The sequence below is a fragment of the Rhodanobacter panaciterrae genome (genome assembly GCF_014651895.1).
Classification (GTDB): Bacteria; Pseudomonadota; Gammaproteobacteria; order Xanthomonadales; family Rhodanobacteraceae; genus Rhodanobacter; species Rhodanobacter panaciterrae.
Genome location: NZ_BMXT01000001.1, coordinates 1204802 through 1228515, shown reverse-complemented (window position 1 = coordinate 1228515; position 23714 = coordinate 1204802). Strand labels below are relative to the sequence as shown.

Here is a 23714-nt window from a genome sequence, read left to right as displayed (position 1 = left end):
CGCAGCAGGAGCGCAGAAACCGTCGCGCAACCCGATTAAGGCTGCACGACGGCAAGTACTTTCGCGACGACCTCGTCGATGCCCATCCCGGTGGTGTCCACCAATACGGCATCTTCGGCAGGCTTGAGCGGTGCGACCGCACGCGATGCATCGCGGCTGTCACGCGCTTCAATTTCGCGTTGAAGGCCGCCAAGTGTAACGCTGAGTCCCTTTTCCTTCAACTGCTTATAGCGTCTTTTCGCGCGTTCGGCGGCGCTGGCGGTGAGGAAAACCTTGAACGCGGCATCCGGGAAGATCACCGTGCCCATGTCGCGCCCGTCGGCGACCAGTCCGGGCGCCTTGCGAAAGCCCAGCTGCAGCGCCACCAGGGCTTCGCGCACCGATGGCATCGAGGCAATCGCCGACGCCGCTGCCCCGGCGGTTTCGGTCCGCAGCTCGTCGGTGGCGTCGTGGCCGTTGACCATGACCCGCGTCGCACCGCCATCCGCGACCGCGCGAAACTGGATTTTCGTGCCATGGGCGCAACGGGTTACCGCCTCCACATCGGACAGATCCAGCCCCGCCATGCCGGCGGCATAACCCACCGCCCGATACAAGGCGCCCGAGTCGAGCAGCCGCCAGCCCAGATGTTCGGCCACCAAGGCGCTGATGGTGCCCTTGCCCGATCCCGACGGCCCGTCGATGGTGAGTACGGGTACGGATGGGGCATGGCTCATGGCGATTCCTGGCGGGCGGGTGGAAAGCGGAAGTTTAACGCGTTGACCCTACCCGGAACGCGTGCTATCTAGCCGGTCTCCTTGCCTACATGCCAGCCCGATCCAACCTTATGACCGATCTTCGCCGCGAATTCGAACAAGCCGCCGAGGATATCCAGCGATTGGGTACGCGCCCCGACAACGACACCTTGCTGAAGCTGTATGCGCTGTACAAGCAAGGTTCGGAGGGTGATCTGCGTCGGGTTCAGCCAGGCTTCTTCGACTTTATCGGCACCGCCAAGCACGCGGCGTGGGCGCAACTGAATGGCGTACCCGAAGAGGAAGCCATGCGGCGCTATATCGCGCTGGTGCATCAGCTGCTGACGTAAGTTTCAGGCCTGGATTGGCCACGACGCCTACGCGACGCTTGCTTTCCGATACCCAACACCGGCACATTCATACGATCGTTTGATCCGGTGCAGGTCGCATGAATTACCCGAAGCTGTTTGCCCCGCTCGATCTGGGCCATGTCACCCTGCCCAACCGCATCCTGATGGGCTCGATGCATACCGGGCTGGAGGACAAGGCCAGCGATTACGACAAGCTGGCGGCGTATTTCGCCGAACGCGCCCGCGGCGGCGTCGGGCTGATGGTCACCGGCGGCATTGCGCCGAGCATCCAGGGCTGGCTGAAACCGTTCGGCGGCCGGCTTACCCTGCCATGGCACAAACCTCGCCATCGCAAGCTCACCGATGCCGTGCATGCCGAAGGTGGCCGCATATGCCTGCAGATCCTGCATGCCGGACGCTATGGCTATCACCCGCTGTCGGTGGCGCCATCGAAGATCAAGTCGCCGATCACCCCGTTCACACCGCGGGCGCTGTCTTCGCGCGGCGTGGAGCGCACCATCGGCGACTTCGTGCACTGCGCGAAACTGGCCCAGGACGCCGGCTACGACGGTGTCGAGGTGATGGGTTCGGAAGGCTATCTGATCAACCAGTTCATCGCCGCGCGCACCAACCAGCGCAACGACGCCTGGGGCGGCGATGCGACCCGTCGCATGCGTTTCGCGATCGAGATCGTGCGCCGCACGCGCGCAGCGGTCGGGCGCAATTTCATCATCATCTACCGGTTGTCCATGCTGGACCTGGTCGAAGGTGGCCAGGACTGGAGCGAGATCGTCACACTGGCCAAGGCGATCGAAGCGGCCGGTGCCTCGATCATCAATACCGGCATCGGCTGGCACGAGGCGCGCGTACCGACCATCGTCACCAGCGTGCCGCGCGCGGGCTTTGCGTGGGTGACAAAGAAGCTCAAGGGCGAAGTGGCAATCCCGCTGATCACCACCAACCGCATCAATATGCCGGAAGTGGCCGAACGCATCCTGGCCGACGGCGAGGCCGACATGGTCTCGATGGCACGCCCGTTGCTGGCCGACCCCGCTTGGGCCAACAAGGCCAAGGCCGGGCGCAGCGAGCGCATCAACACATGCATCGCCTGCAACCAAGCCTGTCTCGACCACGTGTTCCAGAACAAGCGGGCCAGTTGCCTGGTCAACCCGCGCGCCTGTCACGAGACCGAGCTGAAGATCGAGCCGGCCAGTGTGCGCAAGCGCATCGCGGTCATTGGTGCCGGACCAGCCGGCATGGCTTGCGCCAGCACGCTGGGCCAGCGCGGCCATACGGTGACGCTGATCGATAAAGCCAACGAGATTGGCGGCCAGTTCAACTACGCCAAGCAGATCCCAGGCAAGGAAGAATTCCACGAGACACTGCGCTATTTCCGCCATCAACTGAGCGACACCGGCGTCGACGTGCAATTGGGTCAAACCGCAGATGCGGCGTCACTGCATGCGGGTGGCTATGACGAAGTGGTGATCGCCACCGGTATCACGCCGCGCACGGTGAGCTTCCCTGGCAGCGACGATCCGCGCGTACTGAGTTACCTGGATGTACTTGCTCGCCACCAGAGCGTTGGTGCGAAGGTGGCGATCATCGGCGCCGGCGGCATCGGCTTCGACGTCGCCGAATTCCTGGTCGAGCATGCACCCTCGCCCACCACCGACGTGGCCCGCTGGACTCGTGAGTGGGGTGTGGACATGCAGCTGGCGCAACGCGGCGGCCTGCAGAAACCGCGACCGGAAGTTCCGGCCCGGCAGATCTGGCTATTGCAGCGCAGCGAGGGGCGTCCTGGCGCGCGGCTCAACAAGACCACCGGCTGGGTACATCGGGCCACGCTCAATGCCAAGCAGGTCAGCATGCTGGGCAAGGTCAGCTATCAGCGTTTCGACGATCAGGGCCTGCACATCACGGTTGACGGTGCCGCACAAATCCTGCCGGTCGACCATGTAGTGGTCTGCGCCGGTCAGGAGCCAAACCGTCGGCTCGCCGATGAATTGATCGCGGCTGGCCTCAAGGTGCACGTGATTGGCGGCGCCGATGTGGCTGCCGAACTCGACGCCAAGCGCGCCATCGCCCAAGGCACCCAGCTGGCCAGCCAGATCTGATTCCAACAGCCAGATACGCCGACGCCGCTGCCCGGAAGGCAGCGGCGTCAGGAAGACAAAAGAAAGCGCCCCGCAGGGAAGACGCATCGATATGGGCTCAGGGGGGGAGTTGAACCAGATATCGTATTTAGCGTCGCTGCGGGGCGAGGGCCGCCGCCACAAGGGGGGAGGGGAAGTGGCGGGACGGAAGAGAGTTTATGATCGACGCGATAGAGTATCCAATATATATTTAGCAAGCCATTAATACGATATCGCTATATGTTTGATTTTCGCCAGCTGCGCTACTTCGTCGCCGTCGCCGAGGAGCTGAGCTTCACCCGTGCGGCCATACGGCTGCATCTTTCCCAGCCACCTTTGTCCCAGCAGATCCAGTCGCTGGAGCAGGATCTTGGCGTGCGGCTGCTGGAGCGTAACAAGCGCAATGTGGCGCTGACCGAGCCAGGTCGGATCTTCCTTGAACAAGCCCGGCAGATTCTGGCCAAAGCCGACGAGGCACGCAGCCAGGTGGTTGCCGCTGCCGCCGGCTACAGTGGACAGTTGCGGCTGGCGTATACGGTCTCGGTCTCGTTTCACCCGGCACTGCCGCAAGCCCTGCTGCGCCACGGCCAGATCGCACCCAATGTCCGCATGCACCTCAGCGAGATGTACACCGAACCTCAATTCGCTGCGCTGCTGGCCGGACAGATTGATGTCGGCTTTGTCCGCGATGAGCCCATTCATGCACAGGATGCACGTAACCTGCGTTTGAGCGTGATCGATCGCGAACCCCTGCTGCTCGCCCTGCCCTCCGGCCATCCCCTATCCGGTCGCAGCAGCCTGCGCCTCGCTGAGGTGGCCGGCGATGCCTTTGTCTCGCAGCCACGCGAACTGGCCGCCACACTTTACGACCGGCTGGTAAAACTGGCGGACAAGGCAGGCTTCCAGCCATCGATCACCCAGCACGCGCAGCAGATCAACGGCTTGCTGGCACTCGTCGCGGCAGGCCTGGGCTTGGCGCTGGTGCCAGCCAGCATGCGTGCAGTACGCCTGTCTGGAGTGAGCTATGTGCCATTGGAAGACGCTGATGCCTACCTGTTGCTGGCTGTAGCCAGCCGTAGTGACGACCACTCACCGGCCCTGCTGCAGTTCCTTTCCACGGTAGCTGAGTCGGCGGCCGCATCGGGCTTGTGATAAGCCATTCAAGTCGTTACAATTGCCTGCTTAATTTCTCGTTTAGTGTCAGGAGCTGGCCGTGAAGGTGCTTAACTCTTTGAAGTCCGCCAAGGCGCGGCACCGCGATTGCAAGATTGTGCGTCGTCGCGGCAAGGTGTTCGTGATCTGCAAGAGCAATCCCCGTTTCAAGGCTCGTCAGCGCTGATCCCAGCGTAATGAGTCATGAAAAGGCCGCACATGTGCGGCCTTTTTTGTGCCGGCTATTCAGCAGCAGGCGCTTAGCGGCGCCATGGTGTCGGGCGGCACGACAACCAGAACAGCAACCCGGACACGGACAGTGAAACCCAGTAGTCGCTGGGTGCTGGGCCCCACCAGTGGATGTGCCATGGAATGTAGCGTGGTGCGAAATGCGCCACACCATAGGCCGGGTTGAACACGAACCACAGAAAATCCTCGGTGATCCAGAACAACATGATGCAGGCGAACACACGCGCTTCGGCACGCCAATTCCAGCGGCCGGTGAAGATCAGCGGGAAATGGAAAAACAATCCCATGCATGGGAAAAGCCACGCGTGATAACCGGTCATCGGCCGGCTACCCCAGAAAATATCCAGTAGCCAGTGATGCTCGATGCGCCAGGTCGGCAGGTTCGCCGCCCAACCGGCAGCACCCTCGATCTGGATCTCCACGTTGGCAAAGAAAAAAGCCAGCAGGACGGTCCAGGCGAGCGTCAGCACCAGCACCAGGGGTCGCATGGAGATCGGCGCTTCTCCTGCAGGCACGAGTCGTTGGTCCAGCTGACGCACGCTCAATGACTCACCACCGTAGTCACTGACAGCTGGCCCGCAAGCTGGGCTTGCACGATCTCCAGCACACGCTGTGCTGCCTGCGGCTGCCCCAGACGACGCGCACATTCACGCATCCGCGCCAGCCGTTGTGGCTCGACCAGCAATTGACGCACTCGGTACTCAAGCGAGATCAGGTCGATCGCCTTCAACGCAGCCCCCTGCTCCAGCACGTAATCCGCGTTGCGTTCTTCCTGACCAGGGACTGGCGCATACACCACCATCGGCACGCCCATCGCAAGGCATTCGGAGGTGGTCAGCCCGCCGGGCTTGGTGATCACCAGGTCGGAGCAGGCCATCAGCCGGGCCACTTCATTGGTGAAGCCAAACGGAAACAGCCGTCCCGGATATTCCGCTGCATGAGTCTTCAGCTTGGCCAGCGCTGTCTCGTTGCGCCCGGCCAGCACGATCAACTGGAAGTCGTGTTCGAGCCGCATCAGCGCGGCAGCCACCTCGTCGAGCTTGCCGACGCCGGCACCACCACCCATCAGCATGATGGTTTGCTTGGTCGGATCGAGGCCGAAGCGCTCGGCGCAGGCCCGTCGGTCCTGCGGCTGGGTGAACTCAGGCATCACCGGGATGCCGGTGGTATGGACGCGTCCCGCTTCGATGCGGTTCGCCTTCATGCGGAAAGCAATTTCATCGCTGGCGGCGAAGAAGCCCGTCATGCGCGGGATCACCCACATGCCATGCAGGTCGAAATCGGTGACCTGGACCCACACCGGCACCGTGAACCGCTCGCGCCGGATCTCATGCATCAGCATTTCGGCGGGCAGGAAGTGGGTACAAACGATGGCGTCGGGCGCAAACGCATTGATCGCCTTGCGCAGATCACCCGTACCCAGCCGCTCGATCGCCCGTCGCAGCTTCTGCATCGGGCCATCCGGATCGGCCTCCGAGCTGCGTTGGTACAGCACGCCCCACAGTGTCGGGTAGCTGCTGATCAGCGTGATATAGAAATCGGTGTAAAGCTTGCGGAATGCGGACGGCACGTAGTCCATCGCATCCAGGTGTTTGGTCTCGACATGCGGCAGGCTTGCCTCGGCGGTGAGGCGCAGCGCCTCCGCCGCACGCATGTGGCCGGCACCGGCCGAGACGCTGAGGAACAGGATCTTCTGCTGCGGCATGTCGCGGTCCATGGTCAGGTGCCAATCGACGGAGGCGGCCACGCCGCCAGCTGGTTACCAGGCCGGCCGCATCTCAGCGGCCAGCCGTTCCGCACATACCTTCAACACGCACTTTCAGGAATAGCGCACACCAGTGATTTCGTAATGTTTGACGCCATTCGGCGCGGTGAACTCGAAGCTGTCACCTACACTCTTGCCGATCAGCGCACGCGCAATCGGTGAAGAAACCGCAATCCATCGTTGCTTGATGTCCGCCTCCAGATCGCCAACGATCTGGTAGGTCACCGCCGTCCCGCTGTCCTCGTCTTCCAGATCGACAATGGCGCCAAATACCACCCGGTTGCCGGGATTGAGCTGGGTGACATCGATCACCTCAGCTGTCGACAGCAACGCCTCCAGCTGAGCAATGCGACCTTCGGTGAAGCTCTGCAATTCGCGCGCAGCGTGGTATTCGGCGTTTTCCTTGAGGTCGCCGTGCGCACGCGCCTCGGCGATCGCCGCGATGATGCGCGGACGATCGATCGACTTCAGCCTCTCCAGTTCGGCGCGAAGACGCTCCGAACCGGCCTTGGTGATGGGAGCACGACTCATGCGCTCAACTCCTTGTGCAGCTCCTGCAGGCTGTGCACCTCGCCATCGCCGCGGAAATCCAGCGAATGCACGAGCGCGCGCGCGCCTGCCACGGTAGTGGAATAGGTGACGCGGTGCTGCAATGCCTCGCGCCGGATCGAGAACGAGTCGGCGATCGCCTGCTTGCCCTCAGTGGTGTTCACGATATAGACGATCTCGCCGTTCTTGATCAGGTCGACGATATGCGGCCGACCTTCGAGCACCTTGTTGATGCGCTCGCAGACCACACCGTGCTCAGCCAGATAGCTGGCGGTACCGGAAGTCGCCACCAGGTTGAAACCACGCGCAATGATTTCACGCGCTACCGGCAGCAGGCGATCCTTGTCGCTGTCACGCACGGACAGGAACGCCTTGCCCACCGTCGGCGGCCTGATCCCGGCCGCCTCATGACCACGCGCAAACGCAGCGCCGAAGCTGCGCCCTACGCCCATCACCTCGCCAGTCGAACGCATCTCAGGACCGAGGATTGGATCGACGTTCTGGAATTTCAGGAACGGGAAGATCGCCTCCTTCACCGAGTAGTACGCGGGAATCACTTCGCGCGTCGCACCTAGGCTGGCCAGCGAACGACCGGCCATCACGCGGGCAGCGATCTTGGCCAGCGGCACGCCGGTGGCCTTGGACACGAACGGCACCGTGCGCGAGGCGCGCGGGTTCACTTCCAGGATGAACACGGTATCGCCCTGGATCGCGAACTGCGTATTCATCAGGCCGATGACTTTCAGCTCCTTCGCCATGGCCGTGACCTGGCGGCGCATTTCGTCCTGGATCTGCGGTGTCAGCGAATACGGCGGCAATGAGCACGACGAATCGCCCGAGTGCACGCCAGCCTCTTCGATGTGCTCCATGATGCCGCCGATCAACACGTTGCCGCCCATATCGGCGATCACGTCCACATCGACCTCGACCGCATGATCGAGGAAGCGATCGAGCAGCACCGGCGAATCATTGGAAACCTTCACCGCATCGCGGATATAGCGCGACAGATCGGCGTCGTCATGCACCACTTCCATCGCACGGCCGCCGAGCACGTAACTCGGCCGCACCACCAGCGGATAACCAATCTCGCGGGCCAGCGCTAACGCTTCATCGGCATTCCGCGCGGTACGGTTCGGCGGCTGTTTCAGACCGATCTTCTCGATCATCTGCTGGAAGCGCTCGCGATCTTCAGCCAGATCGATGCTGTCTGGGCTGGTGCCGATGATCGGCACGCCCGCCGCTTCCAGCGCCCGTGCCAGCTTCAGCGGGGTCTGTCCGCCGTACTGCACGATCACGCCCTTCGGCTTTTCCAGATGGACGATTTCCAGCACGTCCTCCAGCGTCAGCGGTTCGAAGTACAGTCGATCGGAGGTGTCGTAATCGGTCGAGACGGTTTCCGGATTGCAGTTGACCATGATGGTCTCGTAACCGTCTTCGCGCAGCGCCAGCGAGGCGTGCACGCAGCAGTAGTCGAACTCGATACCCTGGCCGATGCGGTTCGGACCACCGCCGAGCACGATGATCTTGTTGCGATCAGTTGGGTTCGCTTCGCACTCTTCCTCATAGGTCGAATACATGTAAGCCGTGCTGGTGGCGAACTCGGCCGCGCAGGAATCCACCCGCTTGTAGACCGGACGCACACCGAGCGTGTGGCGCAGATGGCGTACCGCAGCCTCGTCGGTGCTGAGCAGTTCGGCCACCCGTGCATCGGCGAAACCAAGCCGCTTGAGTTCGCGCATGCGCGGCTCGTCGAGTGCCGTGATGCCTTGCGCCACGACCTCCGCCTCAGTCAGCACGATGTCCTCGAACGCGGCGAGGAACCACGGATCGACCCGGCTCAGGCCATGCACTTCTTCCAGCGACATGCCAGCGCGGAATGCATCGGCCAGATGGAAAACCCGGTCCGGGCGTGGCTCACGCAGCTCGCGCTTGAGCACCGCAAGGCCATCCTCGGTACTGATGTCCAGGCCGGTCGGGTTGAGGCCGGTCTTGCCGATCTCCAGGCCGCGCAGTGCCTTCTGCAACGACTCATGGAAGCTGCGGCCAATCGCCATCACCTCGCCCACCGATTTCATCTGGGTGGTGAGGCGGGCATCGGCAGCCGGGAATTTCTCGAACGCAAAACGCGGAATCTTGGTGACTACGTAGTCGATCGACGGCTCGAACGACGCCGGAGTCAGACCACCCGTGATGTCGTTCTTCAGTTCGTCCAGCGTGTAACCGACGGCCAGCTTGGCGGCGATTTTGGCGATCGGGAACCCAGTCGCCTTTGACGCCAGTGCGGACGAACGCGACACGCGTGGATTCATTTCGATGACGACGACACGGCCATTCTCGGCATTGATGCCGAACTGCACGTTCGATCCACCGGTATCCACGCCGATCTTGCGCAGCACGGCGATTGAGGCATCGCGCAGGCGCTGATATTCCTTGTCGGTGAGCGTCTGTGCCGGCGCCACCGTGATTGAGTCGCCGGTGTGCACGCCCATCGGATCGAGGTTCTCGATCGAGCAGACGATGATGCAGTTGTCTGCGGTGTCGCGGACCACTTCCATCTCGAATTCTTTCCAGCCGAGCACGGATTCCTCGACCAGCACTTCACCCACCGGCGAGAGTTCCAGACCGCGCTTGACGATCTCCTCGAACTCTTCCTTGTTGTACGCGATGCCGCCACCAGAACCGCCAAGCGTGAAGCTTGGGCGGATGACGGTCGGGAAACCGACCTTGGCCTGGGTCACCAGCGCCTGTTCGAACGTGCGCACGACCTCAGCTTTGGGGCAATCCAGCCCAATCTCGGCCATCGCCACGCGGAACAACTCACGGTCCTCGGCCATGCGGATCGCTTCGCGCGAGGCACCGATCAATTCGACGTTGTATTTCTCCAGCACGCCGTTATCAGCCAGATCCAGCGCACAGTTCAGGCCGGTCTGGCCACCCATCGTCGGCAACACCGCGTCCGGGCGCTCCTTCGCGATGATGCGCTCCACCGTCTGCCAGTTGATCGGCTCGATGTAGACCGCGTCGGCGGTCTCCGGGTCGGTCATGATGGTGGCGGGGTTGGAGTTCACCAGGATCACCCGGTAGCCCTCTTCCTTCAGCGCCTTGCAGGCCTGCGCGCCGGAGTAATCAAACTCGCAGGCCTGGCCGATGACGATCGGACCAGCGCCGATGATGAGGATGCTCTTGATATCGGTACGCTTGGCCATCTCAGCGGGCCTCCTGCATCAGTGCGGCAAAACGTTTGAACAGGTAGCCGATGTCGAGCGGGCCGGGACTGGCTTCCGGGTGACCCTGGAAGCAGAACGCCGGACGGTCGGTCAGCGCGAAGCCCTGCAGCGAGCCATCAAACAGCGAGCTGTGGGTCACCCGCACATTCGCCGGCAGCGTGGCCGGGTCGACCGCAAAGCCGTGGTTCTGCGAGGTGATCAGCACGCGGCCGTCATCGTGATCCTTCACCGGATGGTTCGCGCCGTGATGGCCGAATTTCATCTTCAGCGTCTTCGCGCCCAGCGCCAGACCCATCAGCTGATGGCCGAGGCAGATGCCGAACAGCGGGATCTTCGCGTCAAGTAGCTCGCGGGTGGCGGTGATCGCGTAGTCGCAAGCGGCCGGATCACCCGGCCCATTGGACAGGAACACACCATCCGGCTTCATCGCCAGCACCTCGGCAGCAGGTGTCTGCGCCGGCACCACGGTGACCTCGCAGCCCTGTTCGGCCAGCAGGCGCAGGATGTTGAGCTTGGTGCCGAAGTCGTAGGCCACTACTTTGAAGCGCATCGTCGGCTGATTGAACGTCGTGCTGTCCAGGTCATACACGCCCTGCTTCCACACATAGGGCTTGGTGGTGCTGACCACCTTGGCCAGATCCATTCCGTTCAAGCCGGGGAAGGCACGCGCTTTCGCCAGCGCGGTCTCGGCGTCGACCTGCTCGCCGGCCATGATGCAGCCGGCCAGCGCGCCCTTGTCGCGCAGGATGCGGGTCAGCCGGCGGGTATCGATACCGGCAATGGCGACGGTGCCGTGGCGCTTCAGGTAATCGGGCAGGCTTTCGTTGCTGCGCCAGTTGCTGGCCCGGCGCGGCACGTCGCGCACAATCAGGCCGGCAGCATGCACGGCGGTGGATTCGACATCTTCGGCATTGACGCCGGTATTGCCGATATGGGGATAGGTCAGCGTGACGATCTGACGCGAGTACGAGGGATCGGTGAGGATCTCCTGGTAACCGGTCATCGCGGTATTGAAGACCACCTCGCCAACGGTTTCACCGGTCGCGCCGACGGCATGACCATGAAACACGCTGCCATCTTCGAGGGCCAGCAGAGCAGGAGTAGGCATACGGTAACCGCCTTTTAGATGCAGCAAAGTCCGCAAGCCGCAGGATTGCTGGCTTGTGGAGCTTGGAAAGGAAAGGATCAGGGCGGGTGGAAATGATAGGCGGCGGCGACGTTTCTGTCCACCTTACGCAGCCTGAATCATGCGCTTTTGCACCCATCACGGCCAATCGGTCGGCGCTACACTAAGCCCCATTTCAATGGAGTTGAATGTCCATGAGCGCCGCCGTCCTGCTCGATCCCGCCCGACTTGATCGCCCGGATACCACGGTGCAGCACGAGCCCTTCCCGTTCATGGTGGCGCATGGCCAGCTGCCGGACGAAGTGCGCAGCGACCTGGATCGCGATTTCCCACGCTATGCCAGTGCCGGCTTCTTTCCGTACGACCCGAGCGACTGCGGCCCGTCCGTCAATGCGTTGATCGAAAACATGACGACGCCAGCCTTTGCCAGCGCCGTCGGCAAGCGGCTGGGCATCGACAACCTCGGCCAGTATCCGACCCTGGTGACGCTGTGCCGGCTGCTCAACAAACGCCACGGCACCATCCATACCGACAGCAAGTCGAAGGTGGCCACGGCACTGCTCTATCTCAACACGCAATGGCCCGACACCAGCGACGGCTGCCTGCGCTTTCTGCACAAGATCGACGATATCGACAGCATCGTGGCGCCCGAACTGGCCCCGTTGTATGGCGAGTTTGCCGTATTCAAGCGCTGCGAAAATTCCTTTCACGGCCACCTGCCCTATGAAGGCGAGCGTCGAGTGATCCAGGTCGCTTGGCTTACCAGCGAAGAAGAAAAGCTGCGCAAGACCAAGCGCGGCAAGTTCTCGCGCGCGTTCAAGAAACTGTTCGGCAGCCTCGACACCAAGCTGGGCGCGGGGCGCGACCGCAACGCCTCGCACCCTGACTGAGCCGACTCACTCGGCTCATCTGCCGGCAAAGTGCCACGCCACAAACGCGGCAAACACGCCGTACAGCAGGCCGACCGGCAACAGCCAGCGCGCATCGACCCGACCACGGTGGAACAACCACCATAGGTACACAATGGCGATCGCAGTCAGCACACCGGCCACGATCAGCGGCGTGTCGAACAGCCATGGCGTGGCGAATATCGCCAACGAGCTGGGAATCGTGGCCTGGATCATCATCGAACCGGAAATGTTCGCCAGCGCCAGGCGCTCCTTGCCCTGACGCACCCAGATCAATGCATTAAGGACTTCCGGCAGTTCGGTAGCCACCGGACTCAGCAGCAACGCGACCAGATGCGGCGGTAGCGAAAGTGCGACGCCGATGACTTCGAGCTGGCTGACGAACACCCGCGACGCAGCCGCAATCACCACCAGCGCAGCCATAGTCTGCAGCACCACCCAACGCATGGCCGGATCGGCCTGGCTCGGGCGAAACTTCAACGGCTCGAGCGTCTCGTCTTCCGGGGCACTGTCGTCGCTGCGCATTTCGCGCCACACATACACGGCATAGGCGGCAAGAAACAGCACGCCCAACAGCGGCTTGAACGCAAACACGACCAACCCCAAGCCGACCTTGATCACAAAGATCGCAAGGAACCACGATTGATCGCGCGCCAGTCGCCGATGATTGACCCGGATGATCCGGTCAGCCCGCTTCAGCCGATGGCGATTGCTCCACATCGCCACGCCGACCACCGCATAGGCAATCGTGGCCAGTACCAGCGGGCCACCCATCGCCGCACCCACACCGATATCGCGCGCTTCGGGAGTCTTGCCGAACATCACCGCGACGAAAGTCACCGCGCTTTCCGGCAACGCCGTCCCGAACGCCGCCAGCACCGTACCGGTCGCTGTCGCACCCAGCTTGAGCTTTTGCCCGAACCATTCGACGCCGTTGACGAAGTATTCGCAGGCGAGATAGATCGCGCCGGCGGAACCGAGAAACAGACACAGGGTAAGCAACATGGGATTACCTGGACCGGGCGGGCGGAATAACCGATGGCTCAACGACACCGCTCGCCCGGTCGGGTAAGCATGTCGATGGCCAAAGGTCTCGCCGGGCAGGATCGCCACCTGACGGCGACGGCTGCTGTTCGCACCATGGCGCCGGAAACAACCGCGACCAAGTGTGTTGATGCGAACGCCTCTGGGGACGAGGCTGGCTACTCCCCAATGACAACGTGCGGATGCTAACGGCCGCAGCGATGCGTTACAAGCCGAGACCCCGGTGGGAAGCGACTCAGCGCGGCGCGGTGATCACGTCGTCAAGCTGCCAATGCCCACGCTCATGACCAGCCAGCCAATACGCTGCCTGCAAGGCGCCACGCGCGAAAATCGAGCGGTCGGTGGCGCGATGCCCCAACTCCAGCCGCTCGCCCTGTCCGATCAGCATGGCGATGTGCTCGCCGACGATATCGCCGCCACGCACCACGGCGAAACCGATGCTGCCGTCGGTGCGTGCGCCGGTCTGGCCTTCGCGGCTGTACACCGCCGCCGCTTCCAGTGTGGTGTGACGTGCGGCTGCAGCGGCGTGGCCAAGTGCCAGCGCCGTACCGGACGGGGCGTCCTGTTTGCGGCCGTGATGTGCCTCGACGATTTCGAGATCCCAACCCGGCAGCGCCGCAGCAGCCTCACGCAACAGCCGTGTCAGTACCGCAACGCCGAGGCTGAAATTCGCTGCTCGCAGAATCGCGATGCTGTTGCCGGCATCAGCAAGTCGCGCTTCCAGCGCAGCGTCAATGCCGGTAGTGCCACTCACCAGTGCTATGCCATGCGCCACGCAATGATCGAGCGACAAAGCCAGGCCAGCCGGGCCACTGAAGTCGATGACGACATCGAGTGCCGGCGCCTGCGTCCAGTCATCCGCGTAACGCAATGAGTCCGCATCACCGGCAAACACCGGTTGGCCTGCATGGGCCGAACCCGGCGCCACTACCGCATGCACCAGCTCAAAGCGCGCGTCATCGCCGAGCAGGCTCAGCAACGCGCGGCCCATGCGGCCGGAGGCGCCACTGATGGCGAGGCGAACGGGTCGGGTCATCGGCACATTCCAGTCAAAACCGTCGGTCGGCACATGCTACCGCGTGTGCCGTTGCATCACGCGGTGACTTTCGACCAGAACTGCTTCACGCCATCGACCCAGCCCTTCGCGCGCGGCGTGTGCTTGCCGGCATCGTTGCTGTCGAACGTGGCCTCCAACGATTCCAGCAATTCACGCTGCTGCTTGGTCAGTCGCACTGGCGTTTCCACCACCACGCGGCAGATCAGATCGCCGTGGCGGCTGCTTCGCACTGACTTGACGCCACGACCACGCAGGCGGAACTGGGTGCCGGTCTGCGTCTCGGGCGGAATGCTGATCGGCACTTCACCTTCCAGCGTCGGCACCGGCAGCTCGGCACCCAGCGCGGCCTGCGAGAAGCGGATCGGCAGCTCGCAATAAAGATCGTTGCCTTCGCGCTGGAAGATCGCGTGTTCACGCACATGCACTTCCACGTACAGGTCGCCCGCCGGGGTACCGGATGGGCCAGCCTCGCCCTGCCCGGTCAGTCTGATGCGGTCGCCGTTGTCGACACCCTCGGGAATCTGCACCGACAACGTGCGGGTCTCCTCGATGCGGCCCTCGCCATGGCACTTCTTGCATGGCTTCTCGATCGCCTGGCCGGTACCACCGCAATGCGGGCAAGCCTGCTGGATCGAGAAGATGCCGTTCTGCATGCGCACCTGGCCATGGCCGTGGCAGGTCTTACACTTGCTGACCTTGCCGTCCTCGGAGCCACTGCCGTTGCAGTGATGGCAGTTGACTTGGCTCGGCACCTCGATCTGCCGGCTGACGCCGAACACGGCCTCCTCCAGATCCAGCTCCATGATGTAGCGCAGGTCGGCGCCACGGCGCGGACGGCCTCGACCACCGCCGTTGCGACCAAAGATGTCGCCGAAAATGTCGCCGAAAATGTCGCCCACATCGCCGAACCCGGCACCGCCGCGGCCACCCATGCCGTGCTCGAACGCGGCATGGCCGTGCTGGTCGTACATCGCGCGCTTCTGCGCATCGGACAGCACTTCGTAGGCTTCCTTGGCCTCCTTGAATTTCTCCTGCGCGTGCGGATCATCCGGGCAGCGATCCGGGTGGAACTTCATCGCCAGCCGGCGGAAGGATTTCTTCAGCTCGACCTCGGTGACGCTGCGCTCGACGCCCAGCACTTCGTAGTAATCACGCTTGCTCATTCACCTATCCACACTGCTTGTCGCTCCCCTGCACGGAACTGGTCGTTCCATGTCCTGCATTCTCTCAACAAACAGCCCACGCCTGGAATTCCGGGCGCGGGCTGCCGAATCGACCATACAAATAACGCTGCCGATTACTTCTTGTCGTCCTTCACTTCGGTGAACTCGGCATCGACCACGTCGTCCGGCTGGGCCGAGCCGCCGCCCGGCGCGGACTGCGCACCGGCATCGGCTGGACCACCCTGCGCCGCTGCATACAGTGCCTGCGCGACCTGCTCCAGCTTCTCGACCTTGGACTCGATCGCAGCCTTGTCCTCGCCATCCTTGACCTTTTCCAGATCGGACAACGCACCCTCGATCGCGGAGAGCTGATCGGCCGGCACCTTGCCGCCATGTTCCTTCAGCGCGCTGCGGGTGGCGTGCACCAGCTGATCGGCCTTGTTGCGGGTGGCGACCAGTTCGTGGAACTTCTTGTCCTCTTCCTTGTTCGCCTCGGCGTCGGCCACCATCCGTGCGATCTCGTCCTCGGACAGGCCGGAACCCGCCTTGATCTCGATCTTCTGTTCCTTGCCGGTCTTCTTGTCTTTGGCCGACACGTGCAGGATGCCGTTCGCGTCGATGTCGAAGGTCACTTCGATCTGCGGCTGACCGCGCGGTGCCGCGTCGATGCCGGACAGGTCGAACTTGCCCAGCGACTTGTTCGCGCTGGCGCGCTCGCGCTCGCCCTGCAGCACGTGCACGGTTACCGCGGTCTGGTTGTCGTCGGCGGTCGAGAACGTCTGTGCTGCCTTGGTCGGCACCGTGGTGTTCTTCTCGATGAGCTTGGTCATCACGCCGCCCATCGTCTCGATGCCGAGCGACAGCGGGGTGACGTCCAGCAGCAGCACGTCCTTGACCGAACCGCCCAGCACACCGCCCTGGATGGCCGCGCCGACAGCGACGGCTTCGTCCGGGTTGACGTCCTTGCGCGGCTCCTTGCCGAAGAAGTCCTTCACCGACTCCTGCACCTTGGGCATGCGGGTCTGGCCACCGACCAGGATCACGTCGTCGATGTCGGACACGCGCAGGCCGGCGTCATTCAGCGCCGTGCGGCACGGCTCGATGGTGCGCTTGATCAGCTCTTCCACCAATGCTTCGAGCTTGGCGCGGGTCAGCTTGATATTGAGATGCTTCGGACCGGAGGCGTCCGCCGTCACGTACGGCAGGTTCACGTCGGTCTGATGGTTCGAGGACAGCTCGATCTTGGCGCGCTCGGCGGCATCCTTCAGACGCTGCAGCGCCAGCGGATCCTTGCGCAGGTCGATGCCCTGCTCCTTGTTGAATTCGTCGACGAGGTAGTCGATGACGCGCATGTCGAAATCTTCGCCGCCGAGGAACGTATCGCCGTTCGTCGCCAGCACTTCGAACTGCTTCTCGCCGTCGACTTCGGCGATCTCGATGATCGACACGTCAAACGTGCCGCCACCCAGGTCGTACACCGCGATCTTGCGATCACCGCCCTTCTTGTCCATGCCATAGGCCAGCGCGGCCGCGGTCGGCTCGTTGATGATGCGCTTGACGTCGAGGCCGGCAATCTTGCCGGCGTCCTTGGTCGCCTGGCGCTGGCTGTCGTTGAAGTAAGCCGGCACAGTGATCACCGCTTCGGTGATCGTCTCGCCAAGATAATCCTCGGCGGTCTTCTTCATCTTCATCAGCACCTTCGCGGCGATCTCCTGCGGCGCCATCTTCTTGCCGTCGGAGGTCTCGACCCAGGCGTCGCCATTGTCATGCGCGACAATCTTGTACGGGACGATGTGCAGGTCTTTCTGCACTTCGGCGTCGGTGAACTTGCGGCCGATCAGGCGCTTCACCGCATAGAAGGTGTTCTTCGGGTTGGTCACGCTCTGGCGCTTGGCCGAAGCGCCCACCAGCACTTCGCCGTCCTTGTTGAAGGCGACGATGGACGGCGTGGTGCGATCGCCTTCCGAATTTTCGATGACCTTGGTGGTGCTGCCGTCCATGACGGATACGCAGGAGTTGGTGGTGCCCAGGTCGATACCGATGATCTTGCCCATGTGTACTCTCCAAATTTGCTTGCGGCCCCCGCGGCCGCGATGGTTTCCAGATGGGGGTCTGCTCTGGCGATTCAATGCCGGCAAGGCCCCGAATGCGATTTCGTTATTTCGCCGGCGCGCCATTCAGGCGGGCGCCGGCAAGTGGACCGGTCAGTCTTTCGCCACCGCGACCAGCGCCGGGCGCAACAGACGATCGTTCAGCACATAACCTTTCTGCAGCACGCTGACCACGGTGCCCGGTGCCTGCCCCGGCGCCTCGACCATGCTCACTGCGTGGTGGCGTTCCGGATCAAGCGGCTGGCCCAGCGGATCGACCTGCGCCATGCCGTGGTTCTCGGCCACCTTCAACAGCGCCTTCAGGGTCAGATTGATGCCTTCGCGCATCGAGGCAAGGTCACCGCCCTCGACCGCCAAACCACTCTCCAGCCCGTCGTAGACCGGCAGCAACTCGTTCAGCAGCTTTTCATTGGCGAAACGGCGGGCCTGTTCCAGGTCGCGATGCAGGCGACGACGCTGATTCTCCAGCTCGGCCTTTTCGCGCAGCACGGTTTCGAGCAACTCGGCATTGCTGGCTTCCAGCTCGGCCACACGGGCCTGCAGCGCCGCGAGGTCAGCCGCCGCCGCTGCGTCTGCCGCACTCTGCTCGAAGGCCTCGCCGTGCGACTGCGGATCGTTGTTCTGCATGCATTACTCCAAACGATTGTCATGGCCGGCACGCATGCCGACCCTCCAGATTTGCGAGAAGTCCCGCCTCCCGCAGCGGTTATAGGGTCGTGGCGGCGCGATTCAAGGCGTCGCTGAGCAATCCGGCGGTGGCCTGCACCACCGGAATCACTCGCTCGTACGCCATCCGGGTCGGCCCGATCACCCCGACCGCACCCAGCACGCGCCCTTGGGCACCGTAACTGGCGGTGACCACGCTGCAGCCATCGAGCGCGGTGAAGCCGGATTCCTCGCCGATGAACAGGCGCACGCCAGGCGCCTTGGCGCAGACTTCCATCAGCTGCAACAACTCATTCTTCTGCTGGAACGCCTCGAACAATTCGCGCAGGCGCGGCAGGTCGGACAGTTCCGAATACGCCATCAGGTTGGTCTGACCGCTGACCAGTACGTCGCTGCCACCGGCTTGTGGTGCGAATGAAGCGGTGGCCAGCTCCACCGTGCTGGCCAGCAACCGGTTGAGCTCGCTGCCGGTTTCGCGCAATTCGGCCAGCAGATGCATGCGGATGTCGTCCACGCGCAGGCCGGCAAACTGGCTGTTGAGGTAATTCGCGGCCTGTTCCAGCTCGCCGCTATGCAGTGGCTTGGCCAATTGGACGATGCGGTTCTGCACCTGGTTGTCGGTGAATACCAGGATCACCAGCACCCGCGCATCCGGCAGCGGTACGAAATCGATATGCAGCAGCGGGAAGTCGACCTGGCGCGGCACCGTGACCACACCGGCAAAGTGGGTCATCGCCGACAGCAAGGTCGAGACATTGCCAAGCAGGTCGCGTGTCGTGGTCGGCCCCGGCGGCAGTTCCCGCTGCAGGCGCGCCATCTCGGCATGCGGCAAGGGCTGCAGTTCGATCAGACTGTCGACGAACAGGCGCAGTCCGCGCGGCGTCGGCACGCGGCCCGCCGAGGTGTGCGGCGAAGCGACCAGACCGGCGTCTTCGAGGTCGGCCATGATGTTGCGGATCGTCGCTGGACTCACATCCAGCCCGGACGAACGCGACAGCGTGCGTGAGCCAACCGGCTCGCCATCGACCAGGTACTGGGCGATCAACGTGCGCAACAGGCGTCGCGCGCGGGCATCGAGATCGTGGCCATGCGGGTTGATCATGCGCTGAGGTGATCCATGGTGTAGCAGTCCTTGAGACCCGACAGAAATAAGGTCTGCGCGCGCAGCTTGCAAGTGGAGGCGGTGTTTTGCGCCGCCGGGCTGCCGCTACAATCCCTCCATTCCATCATCTGCCTGCCCATGCTCACTTCGCTCTACGTCCGTCAATTTGCTGTCGTCGAGGCTGCCGAGATCGCGTTCGGTCCCGGCCTCACTGTGGTCAGCGGTGAAACCGGCGCAGGCAAATCGCTGCTGGTCGACGCACTGATGTTGCTGGCCGGTGCTCGTGCCGACAGCGGCATGGTACGCGCCGGCAGCGATCGCGCCGAACTGGCCGCGGAGTTCGATCTGGCCGAACTACCGGAGGCTCGCGACTGGCTGCAGCGCGAGGAACTGGACGAAGACGGTGGCTGCCAGCTGCGTCGGGTCATCCGTGCCGAAGGCAGCTCCAAGGCCTGGATCAACGGCCGCCCTGCCAACGCGCGCCAGCTCGGCGAACTCGCTTCGCTGCTGGTCGAGATTCATGGCCAGCACGAGCATCAGGCGCTGCTGTCACGCTCGCACCAATTGGCCCTGCTGGATGCCTATGCCGGCCACGATGGCCTGCTGGCGCAAGTACGCGACGGCGCGTTGCAATGGCGCGAACTCGGTGCACGCATACGCAAGCTCAGCGGTGGCGAGGACCGCGATCAACGCATCGAGCTGCTGCGCCACGAACTGGGTGAATTGGAAAAATGGGCATTGCCGGCCGCCGAAATGGGCGAGCTCGAGGCAAGCCACCGACGCCTCGCCAACGCCGGCCGATTGGCCGAAGGCAGCGCCGGCGTGGTCGAACTGCTGGATGGCGAGAGTGAATTCGCGTTGCGCCGTGCACTCGGACGCGCCCACGCTGAACTCGGCAAACTGGCCGCGCTCGACGACAAGCTGGCTCCGCTGCTGGAACTGCTCGACAACGCCAGCATCGAACTCGGCGAAGCCGCCGATGGCCTCGGCCGCTACGCGCAGGACGTCGACCTCGATCCGGAACGTTACACGGAAGTCGACAGCCATCTGTCTCGCCTGCACGAGCTGTCGCGTCGACATCGTCTGCCAGTGGCCGAACTGCACGACAAGCTCGCCGCGTTGCGTACCGAACTGGCTGAACTCGAAGGTGCCGGCGATGCGCTGGAACAACTGGCTGCACAGCGCCAGCAACTGCAGCACGATTACACGCGTGCGGCAGCTCAACTGAGTCAAGCACGCACGACGGCGGCAACCCGGCTCAGCAAGGAAGTCAGCGTACTGATGACCGAACTGGGCATGGCAGGTGGCCTGTTGCGCATCGAACTGGAAGCCGTCGCTGGCGAAGAGCCCGACCCGCAGGGTCAGGAACGCTGCGACCTGCTGGTCAGCGCCAATCCCGGCCAACCGCCACGACCCTTGCGCAAGGTGGCCTCCGGCGGCGAACTGGCACGCATCAGCCTGGCGATCGAAGTCGCCACTTTGGGCAAGGACACCGTCGGCAGCATGATTTTCGACGAGGTCGACAGCGGCATTGGCGGCGCCGTGGCCGAAGTGGTCGGACAGAAACTGCGCGCGCTCGGGACCCAGCGCCAGGTGCTGTGCGTCACCCATCTGCCACAGGTCGCCGCCCAAGGCCACGCGCACCTGCGCGTCAGCAAGCACAGCGACGGCGACTCCACCCGCACGCAAATCGAGAAACTCGATGACGGTGGCCGTCGTGATGAGCTGGCACGCATGCTTGGTGGCGTCGAAATCACTCGTGAAACGCGGGCGCATGCCAAGCAGATGCTGGAGCGGGCGCAGACCGCCTGAGCCACCGGATCAACTGTTCGGTGGCAACAGCCCGCGTTCGGTCGCCATCCGATACAGATCCAGTTCCGAACCCGCGCCCAGTTTGCCCATCAGGCTGGCGCGATGGATGTAGACGGTTTTCTGACCAATCCCCAATTCCCCTGCCACCTGCTTGGGTGCACGTCCGCCCGCCAGCAGCAGGAATACCTCACGCTCGCGCGCGGTAAGACGGTTGATCGGGTCAAGCGCCGCGTTCGGCCGGTCGGCACGGCGCTGACGCAGATCCGAACTCAGGAAGCATTCGCCCTGCATCACCGCGCGCAGGCCAGCCACCAGCTCTTCCGGTGCCACGCCCTTGGTGACATAGCCGCTGGCGCCACGACGCAGAGCCTCGGACACATACGGCTCGCCGTCATGCATGCTCAGCACCACGATACGTGTCTCGGCGGCCACGCTGAGCAGGTGCTCGATCAACGGCAGACCACTGCCGTCAGGCAGGGACAAATCCAGCGCCACCAGATCGGGACGCCAGTGACCCACCGCCTCCACCGCATCATCCGCACTGCGGCATTCGGCCACGACGTCAAGATCCGGCTCCATCTCGATCAGCCGCTTGAAGCCCTCACGAACGATGGCGTGGTCATCGACCAGAACAATGCTGTACATCCCGCTACTTTACACATGGATCCAGACCTTATGCGCGTCCGTCGTCAACAATCGTGCTGGCGCATCGATGCGGATCGCACATGTACCATCCATACATGCGCCTGAAATCATTTCATCTGCCCAACTCCGGCCCATTGCTGGGCGCCGGCTACCTGTTGCTATGGCTGCTGCTGTGGCCGACCGTGCAACCGTTCTGGATGTTGCCGTATGGCTTGCGCTTCGGCGCCTTGCTGCTCACGCCAATGCGCCACTGGGGCTGGCTGCTCGGCGCGGAACTGGCTGCTACCGCCAGCATCAGCATGGCCCATGGCCTGCCACTGGGTTGGACCGGTTTCGTCATCGGTGAATTGCCCGAGCCGTTGGTGATGGCAGCCAGCCTATGGCTGCTGCGGCAGTTCAACTTGCACGCCAGCCTTCACAGTCCGCAGGAAGTGACCCGATTACTGCTTTCCGTGGTGCTGGTAGTCACGGCCACTACGGCGGTGGACGCTGCCCTGCTGGCCATTATCCATTCACCCAATTCACCGGAACTGATGCTGCGCGTACTCGGCGAGGAATTGCTCAGCCACTACCTAGGCATCCTGCTGATCGTGCCATTGATGATCATGCTGCTGCGCAACGGACTCGACCAGCGCGCCTTGGTCAGCCTGGTCATGGATGGTCTGCTGGTGATGTTGCCCTCGATGACGATTCTGCTGGTGTTGTCCGAACACGCTGCGCCGCAACCGCAGTTTGCCCGTGTGCTATCACTGGCACCGGTACTCTTCTTTGCGTTTCGCCACGGCTGGCGCGGCGCCAGCCTGGCGATGCTCATCACCAGTCTCGGCATGACCCTGGTCGATCAACATCTTGGCCACGCCCCGTCGACCGCGGCGGCGTATCTGTTTCTGGCTGTCGCCGGCACCGGTGCCTTGATGCTGGGTTCGGCTACCGATGCCTTGCGCCGAAGCAGCGAGCGGGTCGCCGAACAGAACGTCTATCTGGGTGCAGTCAATCGTCGACTCGACCAGCTTGCCCATCAATTGCGCGATGCCGCCCGCGGCAATCTGCAAGCGGACGAAAACCAGCGCCGGCACCTGGCTGCCGAACTGCACGACGAACTGGGTCAGAACATCACCGCAATCCAGACCCACGTGAAGCTGGCCCAGGCGCGCTTGCACCAGGCCGGCATGGAGGACATCAGCACCTCGATCAATACCATCCTGGCGCACATGCGACGCGCCCTGCACCGCCTGCTGGATGACCTGCGTCCGGCTGTGCTCGACGAGTTCGGCCTGCTGCGCGCGCTCGACGAAGGCCCGATCCGTGACCTGTTGAACACCGCCGGCATGACGTACCACACCGAACTGCACGGTGACCCGCGCCTGCTCGACGACGACACGCGCACCGCGATTTATCGACTGGTACAGGAAAGTGCGACCAACGCCGTCAAGCATGCGCAGGCCAGCGAATTCAGACTGCGCCTGCGTATCGGCGAGCGTCAGGGTATCGCGCTGGCGGTACTCGACCTGCGCGATGACGGGGCCGGCCTGCCCAGCCGACTGCCCCGTGGTGGCCGCGGCCTGCAAGGCATGCGCGACCGGGTGACCTCGCTTGGCGGTCAGTTCCGCCTGCGCCCCGAACATGCCGGCGTACATCTGCGGATTTTGCTGCGGAGCAACAACACACCCGCAGACAACCGCCGGCAGACCTAGGAATTTTTCCGATACCGGAAACGTGAAGGGCTCGTTACGATCAATCCATCGATGTGGGGGAGCCGCCATCGCAAGATGGCGGATCAGAGTCACCGTGGGGACGGGGGCTCTGAAACAACGGCAGGATGCCGTTTCGCCGCTACCTGGCGACAAGTGCAGGCTATCGCGAGTCTATCGCGCACGCCGACTGGGACAGGTAGGGGAGCAGCCGCGGGCGGACAGGAG

The 23714-nt window shown here is 63.3% G+C and carries 20 protein-coding genes and 1 riboswitch; of the genes, 7 read left to right on the top strand and 13 right to left on the bottom strand.

The window, feature by feature from the left end; genetic code table 11:
- Positions 1–35: 35 nt before the first annotated feature.
- Positions 36–716, bottom strand: coding sequence for a (d)CMP kinase (cmk, locus tag IE071_RS05740; RefSeq protein WP_189440143.1), 681 nt, complete (start codon positions 714–716; stop codon positions 36–38).
- Between the two features lie 110 nt (positions 717–826).
- Between cmk and IE071_RS05735 the strand changes: the two genes are divergently transcribed.
- The 4 genes from IE071_RS05735 (at position 827) to ykgO (ending at position 4558) form a co-directional block, all read left to right on the top strand.
- Entirely contained in the window at positions 827–1084 is a 258-nt protein-coding gene (locus IE071_RS05735; protein ID WP_189440142.1) for an acyl-CoA-binding protein, read from the top strand.
- Between the two features lie 98 nt (positions 1085–1182).
- Complete coding sequence (locus tag IE071_RS05730; protein ID WP_189440141.1) at positions 1183–3201, top strand: NADPH-dependent 2,4-dienoyl-CoA reductase; 2019 nt, start codon at positions 1183–1185, stop codon at positions 3199–3201.
- Positions 3202–3459: 258 nt separating this feature from the next.
- Complete coding sequence (locus tag IE071_RS05725) at positions 3460–4371, top strand: LysR substrate-binding domain-containing protein (protein ID WP_189440140.1); 912 nt, start codon at positions 3460–3462, stop codon at positions 4369–4371.
- Positions 4372–4432: 61 nt separating this feature from the next.
- On the top strand, positions 4433–4558 hold the full coding sequence (gene ykgO, locus IE071_RS05720; protein WP_007080705.1) for a type B 50S ribosomal protein L36: 126 nt from the start codon (positions 4433–4435) through the stop codon (positions 4556–4558).
- 73 nt (positions 4559–4631) lie between these two features.
- Here ykgO and IE071_RS05715 read toward each other — a convergent pair whose 3' ends face one another.
- The 5 genes from IE071_RS05715 to carA all read right to left on the bottom strand — a co-directional run bounded on the left by IE071_RS05715 (position 4632) and on the right by carA (position 11269).
- On the bottom strand, positions 4632–5108 hold the full coding sequence (locus tag IE071_RS05715; RefSeq protein WP_189440139.1) for a hypothetical protein: 477 nt from the start codon (positions 5106–5108) through the stop codon (positions 4632–4634).
- Positions 5109–5161: 53 nt separating this feature from the next.
- Positions 5162–6325, bottom strand: coding sequence for an MGDG synthase family glycosyltransferase (locus IE071_RS05710; protein ID WP_189440138.1), 1164 nt, complete (start codon positions 6323–6325; stop codon positions 5162–5164).
- A 114-nt stretch (positions 6326–6439) separates the two neighbouring features.
- On the bottom strand, positions 6440–6916 hold the full coding sequence (gene greA, locus IE071_RS05705; RefSeq protein ID WP_189440137.1) for a transcription elongation factor GreA: 477 nt from the start codon (positions 6914–6916) through the stop codon (positions 6440–6442).
- Positions 6913–10140 carry a carbamoyl-phosphate synthase large subunit gene (gene carB, locus IE071_RS05700; protein WP_189440136.1) on the bottom strand — a complete coding sequence of 1076 codons (3228 nt, stop codon included), beginning with the start codon at positions 10138–10140 and terminating at the stop codon, positions 6913–6915. Before carB ends, greA begins: the two co-directional genes overlap by 4 nt.
- Before the next feature lies 1 nt (position 10141).
- Complete coding sequence (carA, locus tag IE071_RS05695) at positions 10142–11269, bottom strand: glutamine-hydrolyzing carbamoyl-phosphate synthase small subunit (RefSeq protein WP_189440135.1); 1128 nt, start codon at positions 11267–11269, stop codon at positions 10142–10144.
- Positions 11270–11481: 212 nt separating this feature from the next.
- On the opposite strand from carA, the gene IE071_RS05690 reads away from it, so the two are divergent.
- Positions 11482–12177, top strand: coding sequence for a 2OG-Fe(II) oxygenase (locus IE071_RS05690; RefSeq protein WP_189440134.1), 696 nt, complete (start codon positions 11482–11484; stop codon positions 12175–12177).
- A gap of 15 nt (positions 12178–12192) precedes the next feature.
- Here IE071_RS05690 and IE071_RS05685 read toward each other — a convergent pair whose 3' ends face one another.
- From IE071_RS05685 to hrcA, 6 genes are all read right to left on the bottom strand, one after another.
- Positions 12193–13200 carry a sodium:calcium antiporter gene (locus IE071_RS05685; RefSeq protein ID WP_189440133.1) on the bottom strand — a complete coding sequence of 336 codons (1008 nt, stop codon included), beginning with the start codon at positions 13198–13200 and terminating at the stop codon, positions 12193–12195.
- 93 nt (positions 13201–13293) lie between these two features.
- A riboswitch (yybP-ykoY riboswitch) is annotated at positions 13294–13418 on the bottom strand.
- Positions 13419–13474: 56 nt separating this feature from the next.
- Complete coding sequence (gene dapB / locus IE071_RS05680) at positions 13475–14275, bottom strand: 4-hydroxy-tetrahydrodipicolinate reductase (protein ID WP_189440132.1); 801 nt, start codon at positions 14273–14275, stop codon at positions 13475–13477.
- Between the two features lie 56 nt (positions 14276–14331).
- Complete coding sequence (gene dnaJ, locus IE071_RS05675; RefSeq protein ID WP_189440131.1) at positions 14332–15459, bottom strand: molecular chaperone DnaJ; 1128 nt, start codon at positions 15457–15459, stop codon at positions 14332–14334.
- A 134-nt stretch (positions 15460–15593) separates the two neighbouring features.
- Positions 15594–17513 carry a molecular chaperone DnaK gene (gene dnaK / locus IE071_RS05670; RefSeq protein WP_189440130.1) on the bottom strand — a complete coding sequence of 640 codons (1920 nt, stop codon included), beginning with the start codon at positions 17511–17513 and terminating at the stop codon, positions 15594–15596.
- A gap of 150 nt (positions 17514–17663) precedes the next feature.
- A complete protein-coding gene (gene grpE, locus IE071_RS05665; protein WP_189440129.1) occupies positions 17664–18197 on the bottom strand; it encodes a nucleotide exchange factor GrpE in 534 nt (177 codons plus the stop codon).
- A 79-nt stretch (positions 18198–18276) separates the two neighbouring features.
- The gene (gene hrcA, locus IE071_RS05660) at positions 18277–19338 is read right to left on the bottom strand and encodes a heat-inducible transcriptional repressor HrcA (RefSeq protein ID WP_189440128.1); all 1062 of its coding nucleotides are present in this window, start codon (positions 19336–19338) and stop codon (positions 18277–18279) included.
- A 138-nt stretch (positions 19339–19476) separates the two neighbouring features.
- Here hrcA and recN point away from each other — a divergent pair, with 138 nt between their 5' ends.
- Positions 19477–21150: a DNA repair protein RecN gene (gene recN / locus IE071_RS05655; protein ID WP_189440127.1), complete on the top strand. Its 1674-nt coding sequence runs from the start codon at positions 19477–19479 to the stop codon at positions 21148–21150.
- A gap of 9 nt (positions 21151–21159) precedes the next feature.
- On the opposite strand, the gene IE071_RS05650 is transcribed toward recN, so the two are convergent.
- A complete protein-coding gene (locus IE071_RS05650; RefSeq protein ID WP_189440126.1) occupies positions 21160–21795 on the bottom strand; it encodes a response regulator transcription factor in 636 nt (211 codons plus the stop codon).
- A gap of 95 nt (positions 21796–21890) precedes the next feature.
- Between IE071_RS05650 and IE071_RS05645 the strand changes: the two genes are divergently transcribed.
- Positions 21891–23489 (top strand): MASE1 domain-containing sensor histidine kinase, encoded by a 1599-nt coding sequence (locus tag IE071_RS05645; protein ID WP_189440919.1) that lies wholly within the window; start codon positions 21891–21893, stop codon positions 23487–23489.
- Positions 23490–23714 lie beyond the last annotated feature (225 nt).

Excerpts from the sequence above, each read along its gene's own strand:
- cmk (WP_189440143.1), bottom strand. The coding sequence starts at position 716 with ATGAGCCATGCCCCATCCGTACCCGTACTCACCATCGACGGGCCGTCG.
- IE071_RS05725 (WP_189440140.1), top strand. The coding sequence starts at position 3,460 with ATGTTTGATTTTCGCCAGCTGCGCTACTTCGTCGCCGTCGCCGAGGAG.
- IE071_RS05735 (WP_189440142.1), top strand. The coding sequence starts at position 827 with ATGACCGATCTTCGCCGCGAATTCGAACAAGCCGCCGAGGATATCCAG.
- IE071_RS05685 (WP_189440133.1), bottom strand. The coding sequence starts at position 13,200 with ATGTTGCTTACCCTGTGTCTGTTTCTCGGTTCCGCCGGCGCGATCTAT.
- IE071_RS05730 (WP_189440141.1), top strand. The coding sequence starts at position 1,183 with ATGAATTACCCGAAGCTGTTTGCCCCGCTCGATCTGGGCCATGTCACC.
- IE071_RS05650 (WP_189440126.1), bottom strand. The coding sequence starts at position 21,795 with ATGTACAGCATTGTTCTGGTCGATGACCACGCCATCGTTCGTGAGGGC.
- hrcA (WP_189440128.1), bottom strand. The coding sequence starts at position 19,338 with ATGATCAACCCGCATGGCCACGATCTCGATGCCCGCGCGCGACGCCTG.
- dapB (WP_189440132.1), bottom strand. The coding sequence starts at position 14,275 with ATGACCCGACCCGTTCGCCTCGCCATCAGTGGCGCCTCCGGCCGCATG.
- IE071_RS05690 (WP_189440134.1), top strand. The coding sequence starts at position 11,482 with ATGAGCGCCGCCGTCCTGCTCGATCCCGCCCGACTTGATCGCCCGGAT.
- grpE (WP_189440129.1), bottom strand. The coding sequence starts at position 18,197 with ATGCAGAACAACGATCCGCAGTCGCACGGCGAGGCCTTCGAGCAGAGT.
- IE071_RS05645 (WP_189440919.1), top strand. The coding sequence starts at position 21,891 with ATGCGCCTGAAATCATTTCATCTGCCCAACTCCGGCCCATTGCTGGGC.
- dnaK (WP_189440130.1), bottom strand. The coding sequence starts at position 17,513 with ATGGGCAAGATCATCGGTATCGACCTGGGCACCACCAACTCCTGCGTA.
- recN (WP_189440127.1), top strand. The coding sequence starts at position 19,477 with ATGCTCACTTCGCTCTACGTCCGTCAATTTGCTGTCGTCGAGGCTGCC.
- IE071_RS05710 (WP_189440138.1), bottom strand. The coding sequence starts at position 6,325 with ATGCCGCAGCAGAAGATCCTGTTCCTCAGCGTCTCGGCCGGTGCCGGC.
- carA (WP_189440135.1), bottom strand. The coding sequence starts at position 11,269 with ATGCCTACTCCTGCTCTGCTGGCCCTCGAAGATGGCAGCGTGTTTCAT.
- greA (WP_189440137.1), bottom strand. The coding sequence starts at position 6,916 with ATGAGTCGTGCTCCCATCACCAAGGCCGGTTCGGAGCGTCTTCGCGCC.
- IE071_RS05715 (WP_189440139.1), bottom strand. The coding sequence starts at position 5,108 with ATGCGACCCCTGGTGCTGGTGCTGACGCTCGCCTGGACCGTCCTGCTG.
- carB (WP_189440136.1), bottom strand. The coding sequence starts at position 10,140 with ATGGCCAAGCGTACCGATATCAAGAGCATCCTCATCATCGGCGCTGGT.
- dnaJ (WP_189440131.1), bottom strand. The coding sequence starts at position 15,459 with ATGAGCAAGCGTGATTACTACGAAGTGCTGGGCGTCGAGCGCAGCGTC.